General features: G+C 75.9%; 16 protein-coding genes and 1 pseudogene. 10 read left to right on the top strand and 7 right to left on the bottom strand.

What is annotated here, in order from left to right; all coding sequences use genetic code 11:
* Positions 1-8 precede the first annotated feature (8 nt).
* Positions 9-2,816 carry an AAA family ATPase gene (locus ACFZAU_RS02290; RefSeq protein WP_500550683.1) on the top strand — a complete coding sequence of 936 codons (2,808 nt, stop codon included), beginning with the start codon at positions 9-11 and terminating at the stop codon, positions 2,814-2,816.
* 277 nt (positions 2,817-3,093) lie between these two features.
* Here the strand turns inward: ACFZAU_RS02290 and ACFZAU_RS02285 are convergent, their stop codons facing one another.
* From ACFZAU_RS02285 to ACFZAU_RS02260, 6 genes are all read right to left on the bottom strand, one after another.
* A complete protein-coding gene (locus tag ACFZAU_RS02285) occupies positions 3,094-3,657 on the bottom strand; it encodes a TetR/AcrR family transcriptional regulator (protein ID WP_500550682.1) in 564 nt (187 codons plus the stop codon).
* Between the two features lie 90 nt (positions 3,658-3,747).
* On the bottom strand, positions 3,748-4,227 hold the full coding sequence (locus ACFZAU_RS02280; RefSeq protein ID WP_500550681.1) for a MarR family winged helix-turn-helix transcriptional regulator: 480 nt from the start codon (positions 4,225-4,227) through the stop codon (positions 3,748-3,750).
* Positions 4,228-4,257: 30 nt separating this feature from the next.
* Positions 4,258-6,102: an asparagine synthase (glutamine-hydrolyzing) gene (asnB, locus tag ACFZAU_RS02275; protein WP_499605466.1), complete on the bottom strand. Its 1,845-nt coding sequence runs from the start codon at positions 6,100-6,102 to the stop codon at positions 4,258-4,260.
* A 149-nt stretch (positions 6,103-6,251) separates the two neighbouring features.
* Complete coding sequence (locus ACFZAU_RS02270) at positions 6,252-6,986, bottom strand: polysaccharide deacetylase family protein (protein WP_500550680.1); 735 nt, start codon at positions 6,984-6,986, stop codon at positions 6,252-6,254.
* Positions 6,983-7,921, bottom strand: a complete 939-nt coding sequence (locus tag ACFZAU_RS02265; protein WP_500550679.1) for a DMT family transporter — start codon at positions 7,919-7,921, stop codon at positions 6,983-6,985. Before ACFZAU_RS02265 ends, ACFZAU_RS02270 begins: the two co-directional genes overlap by 4 nt.
* 4 nt (positions 7,922-7,925) lie before the next feature.
* The gene (locus ACFZAU_RS02260) at positions 7,926-8,759 is read right to left on the bottom strand and encodes an SDR family NAD(P)-dependent oxidoreductase (RefSeq protein ID WP_499605470.1); all 834 of its coding nucleotides are present in this window, start codon (positions 8,757-8,759) and stop codon (positions 7,926-7,928) included.
* A gap of 771 nt (positions 8,760-9,530) precedes the next feature.
* Here ACFZAU_RS02260 and ACFZAU_RS02255 point away from each other — a divergent pair.
* The 8 genes and pseudogenes from ACFZAU_RS02255 (at position 9,531) to ACFZAU_RS02220 (ending at position 20,472) form a co-directional block, all read left to right on the top strand.
* Positions 9,531-10,664, top strand: coding sequence for an MGDG synthase family glycosyltransferase (locus tag ACFZAU_RS02255; RefSeq protein ID WP_500550678.1), 1,134 nt, complete (start codon positions 9,531-9,533; stop codon positions 10,662-10,664).
* A gap of 5 nt (positions 10,665-10,669) precedes the next feature.
* A pseudogene (locus ACFZAU_RS02250) lies at positions 10,670-10,930 on the top strand (permease); the annotation flags it as partial.
* 69 nt (positions 10,931-10,999) lie between these two features.
* Positions 11,000-11,401, top strand: coding sequence for a helix-turn-helix domain-containing protein (locus ACFZAU_RS02245; protein ID WP_500550677.1), 402 nt, complete (start codon positions 11,000-11,002; stop codon positions 11,399-11,401).
* Positions 11,402-11,486: 85 nt separating this feature from the next.
* Positions 11,487-11,897 carry a VOC family protein gene (locus ACFZAU_RS02240; protein ID WP_499605478.1) on the top strand — a complete coding sequence of 137 codons (411 nt, stop codon included), beginning with the start codon at positions 11,487-11,489 and terminating at the stop codon, positions 11,895-11,897.
* Between the two features lie 148 nt (positions 11,898-12,045).
* Positions 12,046-13,134, top strand: a complete 1,089-nt coding sequence (locus ACFZAU_RS02235; protein ID WP_500550676.1) for a trypsin-like serine peptidase — start codon at positions 12,046-12,048, stop codon at positions 13,132-13,134.
* A gap of 213 nt (positions 13,135-13,347) precedes the next feature.
* Complete coding sequence (locus ACFZAU_RS02230) at positions 13,348-16,677, top strand: ABC transporter permease (protein WP_500550675.1); 3,330 nt, start codon at positions 13,348-13,350, stop codon at positions 16,675-16,677.
* 1 nt (position 16,678) lies between these two features.
* Complete coding sequence (locus tag ACFZAU_RS02225; protein WP_500550674.1) at positions 16,679-19,444, top strand: FtsX-like permease family protein; 2,766 nt, start codon at positions 16,679-16,681, stop codon at positions 19,442-19,444.
* The gene (locus ACFZAU_RS02220) at positions 19,441-20,472 is read left to right on the top strand and encodes an ATP-binding cassette domain-containing protein (protein WP_500550673.1); all 1,032 of its coding nucleotides are present in this window, start codon (positions 19,441-19,443) and stop codon (positions 20,470-20,472) included. Before ACFZAU_RS02225 ends, ACFZAU_RS02220 begins: the two co-directional genes overlap by 4 nt.
* 185 nt (positions 20,473-20,657) lie before the next feature.
* On the opposite strand, the gene ACFZAU_RS02215 is transcribed toward ACFZAU_RS02220, so the two are convergent.
* The gene (locus tag ACFZAU_RS02215) at positions 20,658-21,272 is read right to left on the bottom strand and encodes a TetR/AcrR family transcriptional regulator (RefSeq protein ID WP_500550672.1); all 615 of its coding nucleotides are present in this window, start codon (positions 21,270-21,272) and stop codon (positions 20,658-20,660) included.
* A 316-nt stretch (positions 21,273-21,588) separates the two neighbouring features.
* On the opposite strand from ACFZAU_RS02215, the gene ACFZAU_RS02210 reads away from it, so the two are divergent.
* Positions 21,589-22,389 (top strand): SDR family NAD(P)-dependent oxidoreductase, encoded by an 801-nt coding sequence (locus ACFZAU_RS02210; protein ID WP_500550671.1) that lies wholly within the window; start codon positions 21,589-21,591, stop codon positions 22,387-22,389.
* Positions 22,390-22,780 lie beyond the last annotated feature (391 nt).

Below are 22,780 nucleotides of genomic sequence, written 5' to 3'. Positions count from 1 at the left end.
ATCCGTCCATGGGCGTGCCCGCCATCGACGCACAGCTCGTACTGCGGGGCCGGGATCGGGAGCTGGCCGCGCTGGAAGGCGTGCTGGCCACGGCCCGGGCGGGCGGCAGCGCGGTGTTGGTCGTCCGTGGGGAGCCGGGGATCGGCAAGACCGCGCTCCTGGGCCACGCGGCGGCCCGGGCCACCGGCTTCTGCACCGCCGCCATCGCGGGCGTCGAGGCGGAGATGGAGCTGCCGTTCGCCAGCCTGCACCAGCTGTGCGCTCCCCTGCTGGACCGGCTGGACGGACTGCCCGCACCTCAGCGGGACGCCCTGTCCGTGGCGTTCGGACTCCGGGAGGGCACGGCCCCCAACCGTTTCCTGGTGGGCCTGGCCACGCTGAGCCTGCTGGCGGGCGCCGCCGGGGAACGGCCGCTGGCGTGCTTCGTCGACGACGCGCAGTGGCTGGACGACGGGTCCCGTCAGGTGCTGGCCTTCGTCGCCAGGCGGCTGGTGGCCGAGTCCGTGGCCCTGGTCCTGGCCGTACGGGAGCCCGACGGCGACCGGGGGCTGGCCGGGCTCCCCGAGCTGGCCGTGACTGGCCTCGGCGAACCCGACGCGCGCGCCCTGCTCGCCTCGGCCGTCCGCGTACCGCTCGACCCGCTGGTGCGGGACCGGATCGTCGCCGAGGCACACGGCAACCCGATGGTCCTGCTGCACCTGCCGAGCACCCTCACCCCGTCCGAGCTGGCGGGCGGCTTCTGGCTCCCCGGCAGGCGTCCGGCGGCGGGCCACGTGGAGTCCGCGTTCCACCAGCGGTACCTGTCCCTGCCGCGGGACAGCCGCAGGCTGCTGCTGACCGCCGCGGCCGAGCCGACCGGAGACGTGGAGCTGCTGTGGCGTGCGGCCGCCGCGCAGGGGATCCCGGCGGACGCCGCGGCGGCGGCCGAGGCCTCGGAGCTGGTCGAGTTCGGCGCCACGGTGCGCTTCCCCCACCCCCTGGCACGCTCGGCCGTCTACCAGCGGACGCCGGCACCGGAGCGCCGGGCGGCGCACGATGCGCTGGCCGGGGCCACCGATCCCGCCCGGGACCCCGACCGCCGGGCGTGGCACCGCGCCCACGCCGCCGCGCGGCCCGACGAGAGCGTCGCCTTCGACCTGGAGCGTTCGGCGTGCCGGGCACAGGGCCGCGGAGGAGCGGCCGCCGCCGCCGCGTTCCTGCGGCAGTCCGCGGAGCTCACCCCGGATCCCGCGCGCCGCGCCGGCCGTGCGCTGGCCGCCGCCCAGGCCGCCATCGACGCCGGAGGCGTGGACCGGGCCCGCACCCTGCTGGCGACGGCCGAGGACGGCCCGCTCGACGACCTGCAGCGCGCCCGGCTCGAACGGCTGCGGGCCCGGCTGGAGTTCTCCCAGGTGCGCGGGAGCGTCGCGCCCCGGCTGCTGCTCGACGCGGCACACCGCCTGGCGCCCCTGGACGCCGCCCTGGCCCGTGACACCTTGCTCGAGGCGGTCGGCGCGGCGATCTTCGCCGGCGGCCTCAGCGAGGGGCCGGGGCTGCGGGAGGTGGCGGCGGAGGCCCGCGCGGCGCCGCCGCCCCCGGTGCCGCGGACGCTCGACGTGCTCCTGGACAGCGTGGCGGCCCTGGTCCTCGACGGCTTCGCGGCGAGCGTGGGCGCCCTCAGGGACGCGCTGGGCCGCGTCCGGCAGGAGCTGCGCTCCGGCGCCGCCCGCGTGGACGGCGACCGGCGGTGGCTCTGGCTGGCCTGCCCGGTCACGCCCGAACCCCTCGCGCTGGAGCTGTGGGACGACGACGCCTGGTGCGAACTGGCCTCCGGCGCGGTGTGCGTCGCCCGCGCGGGAGGGGCGCTCGCCGTCCTCCCGATGGCGCTCAGCTACCAGGCGTGCTTCCACGTGCACGCCGGCGAGTTCGACGCGGCGGAGGCCCTGATCGACGAGGCGGACGCGATCTCGGAGGCGACGGGCAGCGTGCCGATGATGTACACCTCGCTGCTGCTGGCCGCCTGGCGGGCGCAGGAGTCCCGGGCGCTGGAGCTGATCGAGCACCACATCCGGGAGGTCGGCGACCGCGGCGAGGGCCGCGCCCTCAGCCTCGCCGAGTACGCGACCGCCGTGCTCTACAACGGACTCGGGCGCTACGACACCGCGTTGGAGGCGGCGACGCGCGCCTGCCGGTACGAGGACCTGGGCTTCCTCGGGTGGACGCTGTTCGAGCTGATCGAGGCGGCCGCCCGCAGCGGCCGGCCGGAGGCGGCCGCCACCGCGCTGGATCGGCTCGCCGAACGCACCCGCGCCAGCGGCACCGAGTGGGCGCTGGGCGTGGAGGCCTGCGCACGCGCGCTGCTGAGCGAGGACGAGCCCACCGCCGACGCGCTCTACCGGGAGGCGGTCGAACGCCTCGGCCGCTGCCGCATCGCCGTCCACCTCGCCCGGGCCCGCCTGCTGTACGGCGAGTGGCTGCGCCGCCGCAACCGCCGCCAGGAGGCGCGCACCCAACTGCGCAGCGCCCACGAGGTGTTCAGCAGGCTCAAGGCGGACGGCTTCGCGGAGCGCGCCCACCGCGAGCTGCTCGCGACCGGTGAGACCGTACGCAAGCGGACGGTCGGCGCCGCGGAGCGGCTCACCGGTCAGGAGGCGCAGATCGCGGCCCTGGCCGGTCAGGGGCACACCAACTGCGAGATCGCCGCCCAGCTGTTCATCAGCCCGCGCACGGTGGAGTGGCACCTCGGCAACGTCTTCACCAAGCTCGGCGTCTCCGGGCGGCGGCAGCTGCGCACGGCATTGCCGCCCAAGGGGACGGCGACCCGCCGGCAGCGCTGAGGACCGTCGGGCTCAGCCCCCGCCTCCGAGGTCGGGCACGAGGTGCGTCGGGGCCAGGACGGCGACCAGAGGGCGCGCCGGCAGCACCGGCAGCGGGTCTTGCGGTCGACCCGGTCCCGCAAGACCGTGGCGACGTCGACCTCGTCCGCCGGCAGCACCGGCGGTTCGTCGTGCTCGCCGTCGTCCAGGGTCGGCCGGATGCGGTACGAGCCGTCCAGTCGGCCGGCTCCCCGAGCCTGACGGCCGGACGCACGCGGGCCGGCCCCTCGCCGCGGCGTCAGCCCGGCGGGCGCAGGCCGTCGACCACGAGGTCGGTGACCCGGTGGCCCCGGTCCCGACCGAGGGTGTCCCCGCCGACGCGCCAGAGGAAGCCCATCAGCAGCAGCACGTCCTGCGGGGCGAGGCCGGGGCGCACGCTGCCGTCCGCCTCGCAGGCGCGCAACAGCCTGCCGACGGCGCCGACGACGCGGGCGCAGGTCTCGTGGACGGCCGTCTCCCGGGCCGCCGCCCCGTGCAGGGCCTCGCCGAGCCCGTGCCGGACGCGGACGCAGTCGGCGAGGTCGCCGAACCAGGTGCGGAACGCCTCCAGCGGGGTGTGGGCGGCGAGGACGTCGTCGACGGAGTCGGCCAGGCGCCGGACGTCGTGCCGGTACACGGCCAGGACGAGGTCCTCGCGGGTCGGGAAGTGCCGGTACAGGGTGCCCGCACCCACGCCGGCCCGCTTGGCGATGGTGTTGAGCGAGGTGGTCGCCGACTCGGCGAAGGCGTCGTGGGCCACCCGGAGGATGTGGTCCCGGTTCCGGATCGCGTCGGCGCGCCGGCGGGCGTCCGTTGTCGTCACGGGGCCTCCGCTTCGCGTCGTCGGGTGCGGCGGAGCCCGCTCCGCCGCGGGGGCCCTCCCCGGGGGAGCGTACTCCAGGTCGACGGCCCGTCACCTTCGGTGATCGGCCGGGCCGGTGGTACGGGCCGGGTCGTCCCGGCGTCCGTCGCAGTCCGTGAGGCGGCGGAGCACCTGCCCGGCATCGAGAACCTTGCGCACGTCCTCCGGGGGGAGGGCGGCGAGGCGCACGGCGAGGGCCTCGGCCTCCCCGCGCGCCATCCGGACGAGTTCCCGCCGGCCCGGCGCGGTCATGACCACCCGGGTGGCACGGCCGTCGACCGGGTCGGGTTCGCGGCGGACCAGACCGGCCGCCTCCAGCTGCCCCACGGCGGCGGTGACCGTGGGCTGCGTGCAGGCGGCCCGCTCGGCGAGGACGCCGACGCGCGAGGGCCCGTACTGGTTCAGCAGGGCGAGGACGATGAGCGGGGTCGGCTGCACCCTCGGCTCGGGGCGTGCCCGGCGCAGCAGCCGCACCAGGCGGTGCAGGGACACCACGAAGTCCAGCGCGTCGTCCTCGCTGACCGCCGCCATCGTCCGCCCCCTCGTTCCGTCCGCGTCGGGTCAGGGAATCCCGATCGTCGGCGAGTACAGGTCCATCCACAGCGCCAGGTCCAGGGCGCGTTCCAGGCCGTGCCGGGCGGCGTGGGTGCTGACCGGCGTGTCGGTCCTGACCGCGTCCTCCAGCCAGGTCCGGCTGACCAGGTCGAACACCGGGTGCGTGGACTTCGCCAGCAGGTCCTTGCCGTTCTCCTGGAGGGCCACGAAGTACTTCGGGTCCTGGGTGGAGGGGTAGGGGCTCTTGACCCGGTCGTAGACCGAGCGCGGCAGCAGGTCCGCGGTGGCCTCGCGCAGCAGGCTCTTCTCCCTGCCGTCGAAGGACTTCAGGGACCAGGGCGCGTTGTAGACGTACTGGACCAGACGGTGGTCGCAGAACGGCACCCGGACCTCCAGCCCGTTGGCCATGCTGGCCCGGTCCTTGCGGTCGAGGAGGATGCGCACGAAGCGCGTGAGGTGGAGGTAGCTGATGACGCGCATCCGGTACTCGAAGTCGCTCTCGCCGTCGAGGCGGTCGACGCCGGCGACCGCGCGGCGGTAGCCGTCGTGGACGTAGCCCTCCAGGTCCAGGGCCTTGGCCACCTGGTCGGTGAGGATGTTGCCGTCGTCGCCGAACTCGGTCGTGAACCGCACCAGCCACGGGAAGGTGTCGGCCCGGCGGGCCTCCTCGTCGAAGAACTGGCGGTAGCCGCCGAAGACCTCGTCGGCGGACTCGCCCGACAGGGCGACGGTCGAGTGCTGCCTGATGGCCTTGAACAGCAGGTAGAGCGAGGAGTCCATGTCGCCGAGTCCGGCCGGGATGTCACGGGCGCGGATCACCCTGGCCCGCACCTCGGGGTCGGCGAGCTGGTCGGAGTCGAGGACGATGTCCTGGTGCTCGGTCCCGCAGAGGGCGGCGACGTCGTGGACGAACGGGGTGTCGGGCGTGCCCCGCAGGCTGTCGGGGACGAAGTGCTCGGTCTGGCCGACGAAGTCGACCGCGAAGCTGCGCACCTTCTCGCCCTGCTCGGCGAGTTGCCGTGCCGCGAGCGCCGTCATCGCCGAGGAGTCCAGTCCGCCGGAGAGCAGGGTGCAGCGCGGCACGTCGGAGACGAGCTGGCGGCGCACGATGTCCTCGAGCAGCTCGCGCACGCGGGCGATCGAGGCCTCCTTGTCGTCGGTGTGCGGCTCGGTCCGCAGCGACCAGTAGACGTGGGTGCGGATGCCGCCGCGTCCGACGGTGACGACGGTGCCGGGCTCGACCTCCCGCATGCCGTCCCAGATCGCGTGACCGGGCGTCTTGACGAAGGCGAAGAGCTCCCGCAGCCCGTCGAGGGTGACGCGGCGGGGGACGAGCGGGTTGGCGAGGATCGCCTTGGGTTCCGAACCGAACAGCACGCCGTCGTCGGTCGGGTAGTAGTAGAACGGCTTGATCCCCATCCGGTCGCGGATCATCACGAGCTTCTGTTCGCGGCTGTCCCAGATGGCGAAGGCGTACATGCCGTTGAGCCGTTCGGCGACGGCCTCGCCCCACTCCAGGTAGCCGCGCAGCACCACTTCGGTGTCGGAGGTGGTGGTGAAGCGGTGGCCGCGCGCGGCGAGTTCCTCGCGCAGTTCGGTGAAGTTGTAGGCCTCACCCGAGTACACCATCGCCACCGCGCCGCCCTCGGGTGCCTCGGCGCTCATCGGCTGCCGGCCGCCCGGCAGGTCGATGATCGCGAGCCTGCGGTGTCCGAGCGCGGCGGGCCCGTCCACCCAGGTGCCGCGGTCGTCAGGCCCGCGGCAGGCCATCGTCTCGGTCATCGCGTCGACCGTTTCCTGCTCGTCGCGCAGGTCCCTGCGGAACGAGATCCATCCGGCGATTCCGCACATGCGTATGCCTCCGGGCTCTGGCTGTGCCCGACCGTCGTCCGCTGCGTCACGGATCGGGTCGGCCCTGCCGGCTCCGCGGCGCGGTTGTCACTCCCGGTGAAATGTATCGGGCATCTATCAATCGAGTCTCCGTCGCCTCCGGTCGGTCGTCAAACGCCCGCGCCGACCGCGTGCTCCGCGAGGGGACCGACCGTCAGACCGGCGTCCCGGCAGGCCGTGACCAGGGCCGGGAGCGCCGCGAGGGCCGCCCGCCAGGACCCGGGGGCGGAGGCGTGGTCGCTGTCGTGCAGGAGCACGGTGGCGCCCGCGCGCAGATCGGGGCGGAGGGTCGCCAGCACGGACCCGGCGGTGGCGCCGGGCGTCCAGTCGCGGCCCCAGGCGCTCCACAGGACGGGGGTCAGGCCCGCCTGCGCGGCCGCCGCCCAGCGGCCGCCGGTGAGGATCCCGTACGGGGGGCGGTACCACAGCGGTACGGTGCCGCAGGTCTCGCGGACCGTCCGGACGGCACGGGCCAGCCCGGCCCGTTCGCGCGCCGGGTCCGGCAGCCAGGGGCGGTCGTGGGTCCAGCCGTGGACGGCCACCTCGTGGCCGCGCCGGACGGCTTCGCGCACGATCCGGGGGTGTCCGTCCACCCGCGCGCCCAGGACGAAGAACGTGGCCCGGACCGAGAGCTCGTCGAGGGCGTCCAGGAAGCGCGGGGTGGAGACCGGATCGGGCCCGTCGTCGAAGGTGAGGGCCACGTGGTCGGGGCGTCCGAGGCCGGCCAGGGCGGGGAAGGCCCGGCGGCGGAGCCCGGGGAGCCAGGTGGCGGCCGGCACGATGTGCCCGGCGGCCAGGACGCCGCCCGCGAGCACGGCCCGTCGTACGTCGCCGCCGCGCCTCATCGCGGCCCGCCGTGGGAGGTGCGGTGCCGATCCTCCGCCGCGCCCGGACGGTCCCCGCCCGGCACGTCCCAGCCGCCGGCCACCGCGGGCGAGCGCGACAGCCCGACGGCTCCGGCGGCCATCAGGGCGACGCCGGCCGCCTCGGGCACGACGTGCGCCCCGAGCGCGATCCGTTCCTCGAAGAGCACCCAGCCCAGGGCCACGCTGACCACCGCGTCCCCGATGGTCAGCGCCGGCTGGGACGCGGCGAGGCTGCCGGCCCGCAGGGTGACCTGGAGGAGCAGCAGGCTGAGCAGCCCGACCGCGCCCGTCGCGTACAGCTGCCAGGAGGTGAACACCCGGGGCAGGCCTTCCGGGACGCGTCCCGTGACGTCCTTGATCAGCGCCGCCGTGCAGGCGAAGCAGGCGGCGGTGGCGCACCCCAGGACGCAGGCCCGGGCACCGCCCTTCAGCGCCCGCCCGACGAGCCACAGGACGAGCACCAGCAGCGCCAGCGTCACACCGGCGCGGAGCCAGGTGCCGGGCACGGCCTGCGCCTCGCCGCCGGACGGCCTCGCGGTGCCGAGGAACAGGGCCAGTCCCCCGGCCAGCGCCAGGAACCACAACCAGGTCGCGGCGTCGGGCCGCCGGGAGAACGCGAGGCTTCCCGCCATCAGGGTGAACAGCAGCTCGGTCGCCATCAGCGGCTGCACGACCGACAGCTGTCCCACCGCCAGGGCACTGGCTTGCAGGGCCCCGGAGACCCCGAGGGCCGCCATCCCGGCCACCCAGAACGGGCGCCGTACGAGTTCCAGCAGGTGCCGCAGCCGCCCGCGCACGCCGTGCCCCGCGCCTTCCTCCTCCTGCTGCTGCAGGGCCGCGCGCCGCTGCAGCGCGGAGGCGGCGCCGTTGGCGAGGGCCGCCAGCAGCGCCAGCACGACGGTCAGGACGGGCACCGCGTCATCCGTACTTGCCCGCGAGCCGCCGGTAGACCCACGGCATGACACCGCGCACGGCGACGGGGATGCGCAGCCACCGGGGGACGAACACCTCGTCCCGTCCGCGGTGGATCGCGTCGGTCACCACCCTGGCGACCCGCTCGACGGGCATCGGGCGGGGCCGGGACCGGGTGTACGCCACGCCCCGCGTCGCGAAGAACGGGGTGTCCACGACGCCCGGGACGACGTGGGTGATCCGCACCCCGCTGCCGGCCAGTTCGTAGCGGAGCGAGTCGGCGAAGGCGCCCAGCGCCGCCTTGGCCGCGGAGTAGACGGCCTCCTCACGGACGCCGACGCTGCCCGCGAAGGAGCCGATCAGCACGACGTGGCCGCTGCGCCGGGCCAGCATGCCGGGCAGCACCCGGCGGACCAGCTCCATCGCGGAGACGACGTCCACCATGAAGATCCGTTCGATGAGGCCCTGCGGCATCGAGGCGAAGGGGCCCGCCCAGCCGATGCCCGCCCCGGCCACCAGCAGGTCGACCCGGCCGCCCGTCACGAGCGCGGCGTCGCGCACCAGCCGGCCGGTGCCCTGGGGGTGCTCGAGGTCCGCCGGCAGCGCGGTCCCGGAGGTACGCTCCGCGACCGCCCGTAGGCGCTCGTGGTCGCGGCCGCTGAGCAGCAACCGCCACCCCTCGGCGGCGAGGCGGTCGGCGATCGCCGCGCCGATGCCCGAGGACGCGCCGGTGACCAGCGCGACCGGGGCCGGGCCGCCGGCCGGGTCCGCCGGGCCGCGCACGGGCTCGCCGTGGACCGCCTTGCCGCCGGAAACCGCTTGGGGAGGGTGAGAGGTCATGGCATCGCTTTCTGTCCCTGCCGCTGCAGCTGCCGCCCGGAATGGCCGGTGCGGCTCCCCCGGGGCACATCCCCCTCCGGTCTCAGTAAACCGCCCGATCGCCGGACCGGCTCAGTGGGCGACCCGCCCGAGAGCCGCGGGACGGTCCGCCGGCCAGTGCCGCAGGCCCCGGGCCCACGTACGGCGCGTCGGTCGCCGAAGACCCGAAGCGCACGCGGAAAGCGGAGGGGAAGCCCCTGCGCCGACACGCGGCCGTACGAGCGCCCGGACGCGCCACATGAGGCACGCCGCGGAAGCCCCGGCCCCCGGCACGAGGCCGCACCACCCCCCGCGCTGATCAGCACCCGCCACGGGCGGCGCGACCCACGCCGGGCCCGTCGCGGAAGCCGCAGCTCGACGTCGCCGAAGACCCCGCACGACACGCCGGGGCCGACAGCGTTCCCCCGCGCCAACACGTCCGGCGCCGGCGGCGCGACCCACACCTCGACCCCGCATGACCAGCGGGTCCGTGCTGACCCACGGCATCGCCGAAAGCCCCGCACGACACGCCGAAGCCGACGACGTTCCCCCGCGCCAACGCGTCCGGCGCCGGTCAGCCGGGGCCGGGTTCGCGCACCGCGACGGCCCGGCGGGCGGGTGGGGGCGGTTCGTTTCAAGACGGGGCAAATCGGTTAGACCCGAGTAGTCCGCAACTGGTGTACGAGGTGATCACGTGCCGGATGTGCTCGCAGCAGCCCTGCCCGTTCGCCCGCCGCGGGACGTGGTGTCGCGGTGACGCACACCGGGCGGGCGGGTCGTGCGCCCCGGCGGTTCCTCGTGCTCAGCGCTTCCATGGGCGCCGGTCACGACGCGGTCGCCGACGAGCTCGTCGCACGGCTCACCGCACGCGGCGGGCAGGCCCGCCGGGCCGACGTCCTCGACCTCCTCCCCGCGCACGCGGGCGCGGCGTTGCGCGGCTTCTACCGCGCCACCGTGCTGCACCTCCCGCTGCTCTACGCGGGGATCTACGCGGCGTTCCTGCGCCCTGGCGGGTCGCGCCGCACCCCCGGCCCCGGCGGGCTCGCGGGGCTCGCCGAGCGCGGGCTGGCCGAACTCGTCCGCCGCGAACGGCCGGGGCTGGTCGTCCCGGTGTTCCACCTGGCGGCGCAGCTCACCGGCGGGATGCGGGCCCGCGGGTCGCTGCCGGTGCCGAGCGCGGTGGTGGTCACGGACTTCGACGTCCACAGCCAGTGGCTGCACCCGGGCAACGACCTGTACTGCTGCCTCACGGAGAGCGCCGCCCGCCGGGTGCGCGAGGCGACCGGCCGCCCGGCCGCGGCGACCGGCCCCCTGGTCGCCTCCCGCTTCCTGGCGCCCGCCCCGGACGCCGGGCCCTGGCAGCGGGTGTTCCGTTCCCGCGCGCCGGACCGGCCGGCCGTCCTGCTCTCCGCGGGTGCCTGGGGGGCCGGCACGCACCTGACGGACACCGCGGCCCTGCTGGCCCGGGCCGGTTTCCTGCCGGTGGCGCTGTGCGGCGAGAACCGGCGGCTGCGGGCCCGGCTCTCCCGCGTCCCGGGGACGCTCGCGCTGGGCTGGGAACGCGACATGCCCGGGCTGATGAGCGCGGCGGACGCGCTGGTGGACAACGCCGCCGGGCAGACCGCGCTGGAAGCGCTGGCCATGGGACTGCCCGTCGTCGGCTACCGTCCCATCCCCGGGCACGGCAAGGCCGGGGCGCACCGGATGGCCGCGCTGGGACTGACCCGCTTCGCCCCCGACCCGTGGACGCTGATCGACGCCCTGGACGGCCTCACCCGGCCGCGGCGCCCGCACCGCGTCCTCTCCCCGGCCGCGGCCGCGCTCCTCGCCCCGGACACCGCCGCCCACCTGATGGAGGCGTGCGCGGCGGACCCGGTCGCGGTCTGACCCCGGTGGACGCCCTGCTGCACGCCCTGTCCGTCACGGGCGCCATGACCTGGGACATCACCTGGGCGCTGATCCTGGGCTTCGCGCTGTCCGCGGTCGTCCAGGCCGTGGCCCGCACGCAGGGCGTCGCCGGCCTGCTCGGCGACGACCGGCCGCGGACCCTGGTGATCGCGGCGGGCCTGGGCGCGACGTCCTCGTCCTGCTCGTACGCCGCCGTCGCCCTCGCTCGCTCGCTCTTCCGCAAGGGGGCGAGCTTCACGGCGGCGAATCCCGGCTGAGGGCGGCCGTCCCCGCCCGCCGTCCCCCGTGCCGGGGCTCCGGCGACCTGTGGTCTCATGGGCGGTGTGAGCAGCGCCGCCGAAGAGACCAACCGCCGGATGCTCCGGGCACGGGACGCGATGGACCGCTCCTACGCGCAGCCGCTGGACGTGCCGGCGCTGGCGCGGATCGCGCATGTGTCGGCGGCGCACTTCACGCGCACCTTCCGGGCCACCTTCGGAGAGACCCCGCACCGCTACCTGCAGCGCCGCCGCGTGGAGCGGGCGATGTTCCTGCTGCGGGAGAGCGACCGCGGCGTGACGGACATCTGCTTCGAGGTCGGCTTCGGCAGCCCGGGGACGTTCAGCCGCACCTTCCGGGACATCGTGGGCACGTCACCGCGGGCGTACCGCAAGCAGGCGACGGCGGTGGACGTGCCGACGTGCTTCGCGAAGGCGTGGCTGCGGCCGCGTGCCTGACCGGCGGCCGGGTCGGCCGGGCACGCCGGGCGACTGAGCAGTTTTGGATAAGTTTCCCGGCCGCCCGGCGACTAGCGTGATGCACATGTTCAACGCCATCACGCACTCGCAGATCTACGTCCTCGACCAGGACGAGGCCCTCGACTTCTACGTCGGCAAGCTCGGCCTGGAGGTGAACGCGGACGTCGACCTGGGCTTCATGCGCTGGCTCACGGTGAACGTCCCCGGTCACCCCGAGCGCCAGATCCTGCTGGAGAAGCCGGGCCCGCCGGCGCTGTCCGAGGAGACCGCCCAGCAGGTCCGCGAGCTGCTCACCAAGGGCGCCACCGGCGGCCACCTGATCTTCACCACCGACGACTGCCGCAAGACGTACGAAACGCTCCGGGACCTCGGCGTGGAGTTCACCGAGGAGCCGACCGAGCGCCCGTACGGCATCGACTGCGGCCTGCGCGACCCCTTCGGCAACAGCATCCGCTTCACCCAGCCGAAGGCCTGACCCGCCGCGGGCGCGCGGGGCGGCGGCGATCCGTCCCAACCGACCGCCCCTCCCGGACGTCTGTATCGCACGTCCCCATGCCCGGAGGACCCGTGCCGCCGGCACGCGGCCTCCGGGCGTGCGATCGACGTCCCGAGGAGCAGCAGGCATGCCGTCGCATCACGTACCCCGTTCCGCCCGTCTCCACCGGCCGCTCATGGCGGCCGCCCTCGTCGCCGCGGCCGTGCTCGTCACGGCCCCGCAGGCGTCGGCCGCCGGGCCCGTCCCGGCCGTCCCGTCCCTCCCGCCGGCCACGTCCGCCGTGGCCGCCCACGACCAGGCGGTCACCGGGGCCGAGCAGAAGGCGGTCCTCGACCACTGGACGCCGGAGCGGATCGCGGCGCTGACCCAGCCGTCGTCCGGCCACCCGCCCAAGGCGGGCCCCGACGGCGCCCCGTGGACGGGGCGGAACGCGCTCGCCCGCACGGTGGGCCGGCTGTTCTTCACCGACCACGGCGAGGACGCCAGTTGCACCGCCACCGTCGTCGACAGCCCCAACGGCAGCACCCTGGTCACAGCGGCGCACTGCGTGAACAACACCGACCTCATCGGTGAGGACAACCAGTGGACGCGGAACGTGCTCTTCGTGCCCGGCTACCGCGACGGGCGGGCGCCCTACGGGAAGTTCACCGGCCGGCTGGGGGTCGTCGCCCCGACCTGGCCGGCCAACGACCAGCAGCACGGTGAGGTGTACGGCGCCTACGACCAGGCGTTCGTGGTCCTCAACACGGACGCGCGGGGCCGGACCGTGCAGGAGGCGGCCGGCGCGGCGCAGCGGATCGGCTTCGACCGGCCGGGCGACCGTACGGCCCACCAGTTCGGCTACCCCCGCTCGGCCTCGGACCCGGACCGCGAGGGCCTGCCCGAGTACACCGGCGAGCGGCTCGCCTACTGCACCGGGCGACCCGAACAGGTCGTCGGCACGCCCGAGTTCCCCGCGGCCGAGGGGCTGTGGGGCACCGACTGCGTCATGGGTGGCGGCTCCAGCGGAGGACCGCGGATAGCGGGCCTCGACCCGGAGTCGGGCGTGGGCACCGTCGTCGGCGACAACTCCGAGGGCAGCAGGCTCGACGCCGGGGGCAACGCCTGCGACCCCTGGGACCCGGCCCTGGGCTGCACCCGCCACCTCGTCGGTCCGCAGTTCACCTCCGCCGTCACCAAGCCGCTCTACGAGCGGGCCCGGCGCGCGTTGCGCTGACCGCGCGGCACGCACCCGCCCGGCACAACCCCGGCACCTCCCGGCCCAGGCCGGGAGGTGCCGTTCGCGCCCTTCGTCCAACGGCGCCCGGAACCGGCGTCGTTGCCGCCGGAACCGGTGCCGGCCGAGGCCTCTCCCCGGGGCCGGGAGGGCGTTAGTCTGTGCCATCTCATTGCACGGGCCATCGAGAACGGGGGCGTGGTGCCGGGGTTCGTGTTGCTGCGTCTGCGCGCGCACCGTCTGCTGCTGGGCGCCGCCGTGCTCTCGGTGCTGCTCACCACGTGCGCGGTCGCGGCGCTCGCCGCCTTCAGCTCGGCCGTGGGGGACGCGGGTCTGCGCCGCGCGCTGCAGGAGCAGTCGGCCGCGCGGACGCTGGTCGAGATCACGGCCGACGTCGACGGCAAGGACCCGGGCGCGGCGGACGAGGCCGTGCGCGCGAGCGTCACCGGCGCCTACGACGGCCTGCCGGTCTCCGTCACCGGGGTCACCCGCTCCGGCCCGTACGGGCTGCCGACGGCGCTGCGGCCCACCGGTGCCCCGCGCACCGTCGACCCGGACCTGGCGGTGCTGTCGACCCTGGACCGGGCCCGGGTGACCATGACCGAGGGCGCGTTCCCCGGTCCGCCGGCGGACGGCGGCCCGGTCCCGGTCGCGCTGCCCGAGGCGGCCGCCGCGGTGCTGAAGGTGCGCACCGGGCAGGTGGTCACCCTGGCCGACCGGCTGCACCGCGGAACGCTGCGGGTCCGCGTGACCGGGACATACCGGCCGGTCGACCGGTATGCCCTGTACTGGCGGCTCGACCCGCTGGACGGCCGCGGCGTGCGCACGCTCTCGTTCACCACCTACGGGCCCCTGCTCACCGACCCCGCGGCCTTCGGCGCCGGCGGTGTCCCGGCGGTCGAGATGGCGTGGCAGACGCACGGGGACTTCGGTGCGATGACCACGGCGCGCGCCGACGACGTCAGCGCGAGCGTCCAGCGGACGGTGCAGCGGCTGGACGCCCTGGAGGCCGCGAACTCCCTGGTGGCCAAGAGCGAACTCCCCGATCTGCTGACGGAGTTGCGGGGCACCCTGCTGGTGAGCCGGTCGACCCTGCTGATCAGTGTGCTGCAGCTGATGCTGCTGGCCGCGCTGTCGCTGCTGCTGGTCGCCGGGCTGCTCGCGGAGGAACGTTCCGGCGAGACCGCGCAGTTGCGGGCCCGCGGCGGTTCGCGCGCCCAGATGACGGGGCTCGCCGCGGCGGAGGCCGTGCTGCTGACCGTACCGGCCGCGGTGCTGGCCCCGCTGCTGTCCGGCCGGCTGGTCCGGCTGCTCGCCGGTCACGGGGCGCTCGCCCGGGCGGGGGTCCGGCTGGAACCCTCCGCGGCGACCGCCTGGTGGGTGGCGGCGCTCACCTCGCTGGCCTGCGCCCTCGCCGTCGTCGGACCCGTACTGCGGCACGCGGGGACGTACGCGCAGGAGCACTCGGAGCGGCGCCGCCGGCGGGCGCTGCCCGCCGCCGCGCAGGCCGGGGCGGACGCGGGTCTGGTGCTGGTGGCCGGCCTGGCCTTCTGGCAGTTGTCCCGTCGCGAGGCGGGCAGCGGGGCCCTGAGCACGGACACCTCGGGACGGCTCGGGCTGGACCCGGTCCTCGTGGGGGCGCCCGCGCTGTGCCTGCTGGCGGGCGCGGTGCTGGCGCTGCGGTTGCTGCCGCTGGCGGCGCGGCTCGGCGAGCGCCGCGCGGCGAGGGCCCGCGGGCTGCCGGCGTCCCTGGTGGGCTGGCAGCTCTCGCGCCGTCCGGGACGCGGGGCGGGACCCGCCCTGCTGCTGGTCTTCGCCGTGTCGATCAGCATGTTCGCGATCGGGGAGAACAGCACCTGGACCCGGTCGCAGGCCGACCAGGCGGACTTCGCCGTCGGCGCCGACCTGCGCGTGTCCGGTTCCGCGACGCCCGCGTTCGGGCAGGGCGGCGGCTACGACGGCGTACCCGGCGTCGCGGCCGTCACCCCGGCCGTCCGCTACACCGTGTCCCTCCCCCGCGACCGCGACGCGACCGTCGTGGCGGTCGACACCACTGCCGCCGCCCGGGTCCTGCGCCTGCGCGACGACCTGTCCGCCGAGCCGGTGGCCGACCTCATGCGGCCCCTGCGCGCGGACGGCGGTCCCGCCGCCCGCGGTGCCGGGTTCGTCCTGCCCGACGGCACGGACCGGCTCCGCCTGACGGTCCGTCTGCGTGCCGTGGGGACCGGGGACCGCACCCTGGCCGGCACCGTGACCGACCGGCTGTCCGTGACGCTGACCGACCGCTACGGCGTCCCCTACACCCTCCCCCTGGGCGAGGTCGCGGCCGACGGCCGGGAGCACGCGCTGGAGGCCGACTTCGCGTCCGCGACGGGCCGGGTACGCGGCGCAGGACCGGCCGGGCCGCTGCGCGTGACGGGCCTCGGCGCCGAGTACCAGGTGCCCCGGCGGAACGAGCGGCACGCCCTGACCGTCACCGGCGTACGCGCGGTGACCGCCGGCGGCGTGCACGAGGTACCCTCCCCCACCGCCACGGCCTGGTCCGCCCGTACCCGGATCGACAACCCGGACTTCCCCGAGGGCCCCGGCCTCGGCTACCGCCCCGCGGACGCCGGCACCCCGCGCTCCGCCCCGGGCACCCCGCTGACCGTCCGTTACGACACCGGCGAGGAGCCCTTCCAGAAGGACACCCCGGGCGGCGCCGACACGGCCTCCCTCACCGTGCGGGCCGGGCCCCGGCCGCCCGCGGTGCTGCCCGCCGTCGTCACCGACGCCTTCCTGACCGCGGTCGACGCGAAGCCCGGCAGCACCGTCCCGGTCGAACTGGGCGGCACACGCCTGACCCTGCGCATCACGGCGTCGGTCCACGCGCTGCCCACCACGGGACGGGACGGCTCCGCGGGAACCGGCGGGGGCGCCGTGCTGCTGGACCTGGCGAGCCTCGACCGCGCGCTCGTCTTCCAGGAGCAGCGGGCGCTGGAGCCCACCGAGTGGTGGCTGGCCGCGGGCCCCGGCGGCGCGTCCCGGGTCGCCTCGGCGCTGCGGGCCCGGGGGGACGCCGCCACGATCGTGGTCCGTGACGAGGCGCGGGCGGAGCTGCGGCGCGACCCGCTGGGCGCGGGTCCGCTGTCGGCCCTGCCGGCGGCGGTGGTGGCGGCCGCGGTACTGGCCGCGGTGGGGTTCGCGGTCGCCGCCGCGGGCGCGGTACGGGAACGCTCGGAGGAGTTCGCGGTGCTGCGGGCGCTGGGGGCGCCGCGGAGGTCGCTGGCCCGGGTCATCGCCGCGGAGCAGGGGCTGCTGGTGCTCACGGCGGTGGCGGTGGGGGCGCTGCTCGGCGGGGTGCTGACCCGCTCGATCGTGCCGTTGATCGTGCTGACGGCGCGTGCGGACAGCCCCGTGCCCGCGGTGCGGGTGGAGTTGCCGGCCGTGCCGCTGCTGGAACTGCTGGCGGCGGTGGCGGTGCTGCCGCTGCTGGCGGTGGCGGTGGCGGCGTTGCGCACGGCCGATCCGGTCCGCGCGCTGCGCCGGCAGGGAGGGGAGTGAGATGTCCGAGGTGCCCTCGGCCCGGCCGGGCTCGTGGACCGGTGCCCGCCTGCGCGCCGCGCCCGGTGGGGCGCTGGCGCTGGCCGCCCTGGTACTGGTGACCGCGTTCCTCGCGGCGGCGCTGCCGCGTACCGTCGAGGCGTACGAGGACGCCGCGCTCCGGGACACGCTGCGGCGGGCCTCCCTGAGCGACCGCAGCGTCACCGCCACCTTGGACGTGTCGTTCTCCGGCGAACGCGTCGGGAACGGCTCGCCGTTCCAGGCGAGCGCGCTCGCCAGGGCCGAGGACACCTTCCGTACCGTGGTGCGGCCGCCGCTGGTGCTGGACACCGCGCAGACCGTGTACGGGGTGCGCAACGCGGTGGCGGCGGCCGCGACCGACCCCCGCCTGCCGCGTCCGACCGGGAACCGCGATCCGCGGGCGACGCTCGTCTCGCAGCCGGGTCTCGCCGCCCGCTCCCGGCTCGTCGCGGGCCGCATGCCCGCGGCCGGCTCCGGTGAGCGCGAGGTCGAGGCGGTGCTCACGGCCCGGACCGCGAAGGTGATGGGGCTGCGCGCGGGTTCCGCCGTGCACCTGCTGGACACGACCCGGGCCGGGCTGACCGTGCGGATCACCGGGATCGTCGAACCCCGCTCCCCCGGCGAGGCCTTCTGGAACGCCGAGCCCGACCTGCTCTCCCCGACCCTGGTGAGCGTTCCCGGGCCGCCCGGCGAGGACCCCGAGCACTACTGGCACTTCACCGCACTGATCGGCCAGGACGCGGCCGGCGTGGTCCTCGACCTGCCCGAGGGCGCCCGGCTGTACTGGCACCACCCCGCCGACGTCGGCGCCCTCTCCGCCCGCGACGTGCCCGCGCTGCGCGACCGGCTGGCGTCGTTGTCGGGAGGGCCCGACTCCACCCGGCTGCGTCTGCTGACGGGCAATCGCTCCATCACCGTGGACGAGGAGGGACTCGCCGAACTGCTGGGCCCGTTCGAGCGGCAGCGGACGGCGGCCAGGCCCCTGGTGCTGATCGCGGCGGTGGGCGTGGGCGCGGTGGCGGGAATCGTGCTGCTGATGGCGGGCGGACTGTCGGCGACCCGTCGCCGTACCGAACTGCGGCTGCTGCGCGCCCGCGGCAGCAGCCTGAAGGGGCTGTGCGCACGGCTGCTGGCCGAGAGCGCGGTCGTGGCGGTCCCGTGCGCGGCGGCCGGGGTGCTGCTCGCGCTGCTGCTGGTGCCGGCCGGACGCCCGGCGGCCTCGGTGCTCGCGGGGGCGCTGGTCGTGGCCGTCACGGTGCCCGCGCTGCCGCTGCGGGCGGTGGCGCTCGTCCGCCGGCTGGGCCCGGAGCGGCGCGACGACCTCGTGCGGGCCCGGCCCTCGCGCCGCCGTACGGTGGCGGAGCTGACGGTGGCGGTCGTGGTGACCGGCGCGGTCGTGGCGCTGCGGCGCCGGGGCACGGCCGACGGCGGCGCCGACCTGCTGACGGCCGCCGCACCGGTGCTGGTCGCGGTCGTCGGGGCGCTCGTCCTGCTGCGGCTGTACCCGCTGCCGCTGCGGCTGCTGTCGCGCCCCGCGGCCCGGCTGCGGGGCACCGTGCTGTACCTGGGACTGGCCCGGGCCGGCCGTACGCCCTCGGCCACGGCGCTGCCCCTGGTGGCGGTGCTGGTGGCGCTGGCCGTCACGTCGTTCGGCGGCTCGGTCCTCACCGGCGTCGAGAGCGGCCGCGACCGCGCCGCCACGCGCGCGGTCGGCGGCGACGCGCGGCTCGAATCCCTCACCACCCTCCCGGACGGGCTCGACGCACGGGTCCGGCGGGTGCCGGGCGTGCTCGGCACCTCGCCCGTGCGGATCGAGACGGGACTGTCGACGACGCCCGCCGGGACCCCGTACGACCTGGTGATCGTGGATCCGGCGCGTTACGCCGCGCTGGTGTCGGCCACGGGGATCGGCGCCCCGTTCCCCGCCGCACGCCTGGAGGGCGGCGGCAGGGGGCCGCTCCCCGCGATCGTCTCCCCGGGCCTCGCAGGGGAGTTCGGCACGACGACCGCGACCGTGCAGGCCTCCGCCGGGGCGACGCCGGTGCGCACGGTCGCCGTGCGCGACGTGACGCCGGCCGTCCTCGGGGGCGACTTCGTGATCGTCTCCGCCGCCGGAGTGGCCCGCACGCACCCCGAGACCGCCCACTCCCCCGTCCAGGCCCCGACCGCGCTCTACGTCACCGGCCCGCGGGCGGACGGCCGGGCGCTGGAGGCCGTCGCACGCACCGCCGCGACGGACCTGACGGCGGTCCTGCGTTCCGAGGAGCGCGCCTCGTTCACCTCCTCCTCGCTCCAGAGCGGCGCCCGGCGCGTGTACCTGGCCGCCGTGGCCGCGGGTGCCGGTTACAGCGCGCTGGCCCTGCTGCTGTCCCTGATGGTGCACACCCCGCAGCGCAAGGCGCTGCTCGCCCGGCTGCGGACGATGGGCATGACGAGCGGTCAGCGGCAGTGGCTGGCCGTCCTGGAGACGCTGCCGCAGGTCCTGCTCGGCGCCCTCGGCGGCATCCTGGTCAGCCTGGCCACGGTCCCGCTGCTGCGGCAGGGGGTGGATCTGACCGCCCTGGCCTTCTCCGCCGCCAAGCCGGTCAGCGGTGTCTCCGGGACGGTGCTGCGCACGGACCCGCTCTCGCTGCTGCTGCCGTCGGCCGCGCTGGTCGTCCTGGCCTGCGCGGTGCTCGCGGGCCAGGCGTGGCTGACCGGACGGCGGGGCGAGGGAACCGAACTGCGGATGGGGGAAAGGGAATGAGCCAGGACACACCGGGGCCGGCGGAGCCCGGCACCACGACGCTCGCGGAGCTGGAACGGCGCGTCGCCGAGAGCCGGGAGGAGCCCGCCTACGGGCACGACGCCCTGATCGTCTGCGACCGGCTGGTGCGGATCTTCACCGCCCAGGGCGTGGAGGTCCAGGCCCTGCAGGGGCTCGACCTGCTCGTGAAGCAGGGCGAACTGATGGCCCTGGTCGGCGCCTCGGGCAGCGGCAAGTCCACCCTGCTCAACATCCTGGCCGGGCTCGACACCCCCACCGCCGGAGCCGCCCGGGTCGCCGGACACGACCTGCTCACCATGAACGCCGCCTCCCGCCTGCGCTACCAGCGGAGCACGGTCGGTTTCGTCTGGCAGCAGACCGCGCGCAACCTGCTGCCCTACCTCACCGCCCTGCAGAACGTCGTCCTGCCCATGCGGCTGAGCGGCCTCGCGGGCCGCCGCCGCGACCGCCACGCCCGCGCCGCCGAACTCCTCGACATGATGGGCGTGGGCCACTGCGGCGACCGGCGCCCCCAGCAGATGTCCGGCGGTGAGCAGCAGCGCACGGCCATCGCCGTCGCCCTGGCCAATCACCCCTCGCTCGTGCTGGCCGACGAGCCCACCGGACAGCTCGACTCGGCCACCGCGGAGCAGGTCTTCAGCGCCTTCCGCACCGCCAACGAGCAACTCGGCACGACCATCGTCGTCGTCACCCACGACCAGGCCGTCGCCACCGCCGTCGACCGCACCGTCGCCATCCGCGACGGCCGCACCGCCTCCGAGGTCGTCCGCCGCACCAGCACCGACGACCAGGGCCGCACCACCGTCCACGCCAGCGAGTACGCCACCGTCGACCGCTCCGGCCGCCTCCAACTGCCCCGCGACTTCACCCACGCCCTCGACATCCGCAACCGCGTCATGCTCGAACTCGAACCCGACCACATCGCCGTCCGCCCCGACCTCCCCGACCTCCCCGCCGACAACGCCGGGGGCGCGCCGGACCACCAGGGTCCGCGACCTGCCGGGTAGCGGGGCCGGTGAGGGTCGTTGTCGGGAAGACGCGCGAGCTCGCCCGGTTCAAGGACGAGCGGTGGGCCCCGGAAGAGCGCGGCGAGCCTCGTCCCCGATCCGGCCGTCCCACCGTGTCCGGCGGCGCCCGCGCCTCACGACCGGTCGGATCCGGCTGCGTGGTACCGGCCGGAACGCCGCGTCCGTCACACGCCCGTCGGGGGCCAGCACTCCAGTGCCATGTCGGCGACGTCCGCGAGTTCGTCGGGCCCGAGGCCGCCGGTGGCCTGGACGGCGATGCCGAACGCCACCGTCATGACGTACCGGGCGAGTCGCCGGGGGTCGGCGTCGCGCGGCAGGTCGTCCTCGTCGACAGCCCGCTGGAAACGCTCCTCGACGCGTAGGGCCGAAGCGTTCCGCCACTCGACCAGCATGTCGTGCGCGGGCTGCCCCGCTTCGCTCGACGGCAGCGCGCCCTGCACGCCCAGGCATCCCGCGGGGCCGCCGGGACTCGTCGTGGTCCGGACCGCACCGCGGAGAATCGCCTCGGCGACGCCTCGTGCGGTCGGCTCCTCGAGGGCACGCGTCCCGTAGTCGCCCGGGCCCTCGGTGTAGCGCGCCAGAGCCTTGCGGAACAGCTCCTTCTTGTCGCCGAAGGCCGCGTACAGGCTCGGCTTCGTGATGCCCATGGCCCTGGTCAGATCGGTGAGGCTGACCCCCTCGTACCCCTGCTCCCAGAACAGCCGCATGGCGCGCTCAAGCGCCTCGTCGACATCGAATTCCCGAGGCCGACCCATGACCACGCTCCGCGAACCAGCCATGCGTGCAGGGTACTCCCCACCCGGGCAGCGGCCGGACAGGATTCCGTACCGATCGGAATAGAAGTCCTGCGCGCGCGGTTCGCGCGCGCGACGGCCGTCACCGTCTCCGCGCACCGGCACCTGCCGTCGGCGCTCCCCCGCCGCGTGCGGCGCGGCTCGCGTCGCCGGCTCCGCGACTTCTATTCCGGTCGGAATAGAAGTCGCGAAGCCGAGGTTCTCCCTCCCCGACGGCTGCCGCGACCGGAGTGCGGGGGCCTCGCACGTCATCAGCACCCAGTACCGCCCGATCCAGGGCGACGGAAGGACACAGGACACCATGCCTGACACCGACCTGCGCGACATCGAAGCGCTCGACGCCCGTGAGTCCGGCGGCATCGCCGTCGTCACCGGCGCCAGCCGCGGCATCGGGGCGGCCGTCGCCCGCCGCCTCGGCGCCGAGGGCTACACCGTCGCAGTCCACTACCGCCAGGACTCGGCTGCCGCGGCCGACGTCGTCGAGAAGATCACCGCGGCCGGCGGCACGGCGTTCTCCTTCGCCGCCGACCTGGCCGAACCCGACACCGGCACCGCCTTCTGGGCCTCCTACGACGCGGCGGCGGGCGCGCTGCGCGACGCGCCCGTGCGGGTGCTGGTGAACAACGCCGGGATCGTCGTGAACGGCGTCATCGAGGAGACCTCCGCCGAGGACCTCGTCCGCCTGCAGCAGATCAACACCACCGCGCCGTTCCTGATCATCAAGGCGGCCCTGCCGCGCCTGGCCGACGGCGGGCGCGTGGTGAACATCTCCACGGGCGCCACCCGCGTCCCCTTCCCCGGCATCATCGGATACACCATGAGCAAGGGAGCCCTCGAAGCCCTCACGCTCCCGCTCGCCCAGCACCTCGGCCCCCGCGGCATCACCGTCAACGCCGTCCGCCCCGGCACGACCGACACCGACATGAACGCCGGCTGGCTGCGCGGGAACTCCGAGGCCATGGCCGCCGTCGTCGCGCAGCGCGCCCTCCGGCGCATGGGCGAGCCCGCCGACGTCGGCGACGTCGTCGTCCTCCTCGCCTCCCACGACGCCCGGTGGATCACGGGCCAGATCATCGACGCCACCGGCGGCGAGCGCCTGTAGGCGGCACCCCTCCGGGGGACGGGCGGGATCCGAGTCGCCGCACAGTCGGCACCTGACGAGAGCCCGGCAGGCGGGCCGGGCTCTCGTCGGGCGCGGTGACTTCGGGTGGGGCGGGGCCGGTTCCGGGCGCCGCGTTCCGGGTTGCCGCCGTACGACGTGAAGCCCCCGCGGAAGCCGCGCAGCGGCGCGCCCGCGTCGTGCGCCTCGCGGAGGAACGCGTCGACGTACGCCTCCGCGTCACCACCGGCGGTGCCGGTGCGCGGCACGTAGGTGTCGAGCGGCGACCCGGAGGAACCCGCCCGCCCAGGAGCACGAGCCTCCTTCTCCCGGTCGTACGGGCGTCCCTGACGACCACTCGGCGGGCGACACCCCCGATCCCGGACGGCTTCCG

The sequence above is a fragment of the Streptomyces sp. NPDC008238 genome, from assembly GCF_042956445.1.
Taxonomy (GTDB): Bacteria; Actinomycetota; Actinomycetes; order Streptomycetales; family Streptomycetaceae; genus Actinacidiphila.
Note: the sequence above shows the minus strand (reverse complement) of the source record. Positions and strands in the feature narration are given on the sequence as shown.

Coding starts and splice junctions, on each gene's coding strand:
- ACFZAU_RS02290 (WP_500550683.1), top strand. CDS start 9: ATGGGCGTGCCCGCCATCGACGCACAGCTCGTACTGCGGGGCCGGGAT.
- ACFZAU_RS02280 (WP_500550681.1), bottom strand. CDS start 4,227: ATGGCGGCGGTCAGCGAGGACGACGCGCTGGACTTCGTGGTGTCCCTG.
- asnB (WP_499605466.1), bottom strand. CDS start 6,102: ATGTGCGGAATCGCCGGATGGATCTCGTTCCGCAGGGACCTGCGCGAC.
- ACFZAU_RS02270 (WP_500550680.1), bottom strand. CDS start 6,986: ATGAGGCGCGGCGGCGACGTACGACGGGCCGTGCTCGCGGGCGGCGTC.
- ACFZAU_RS02260 (WP_499605470.1), bottom strand. CDS start 8,759: ATGACCTCTCACCCTCCCCAAGCGGTTTCCGGCGGCAAGGCGGTCCAC.
- ACFZAU_RS02245 (WP_500550677.1), top strand. CDS start 11,000: ATGGGCGGTGTGAGCAGCGCCGCCGAAGAGACCAACCGCCGGATGCTC.
- ACFZAU_RS02240 (WP_499605478.1), top strand. CDS start 11,487: ATGTTCAACGCCATCACGCACTCGCAGATCTACGTCCTCGACCAGGAC.
- ACFZAU_RS02235 (WP_500550676.1), top strand. CDS start 12,046: ATGCCGTCGCATCACGTACCCCGTTCCGCCCGTCTCCACCGGCCGCTC.
- ACFZAU_RS02225 (WP_500550674.1), top strand. CDS start 16,679: ATGTCCGAGGTGCCCTCGGCCCGGCCGGGCTCGTGGACCGGTGCCCGC.
- ACFZAU_RS02220 (WP_500550673.1), top strand. CDS start 19,441: ATGAGCCAGGACACACCGGGGCCGGCGGAGCCCGGCACCACGACGCTC.
- ACFZAU_RS02215 (WP_500550672.1), bottom strand. CDS start 21,272: ATGGCTGGTTCGCGGAGCGTGGTCATGGGTCGGCCTCGGGAATTCGAT.
- ACFZAU_RS02210 (WP_500550671.1), top strand. CDS start 21,589: ATGCCTGACACCGACCTGCGCGACATCGAAGCGCTCGACGCCCGTGAG.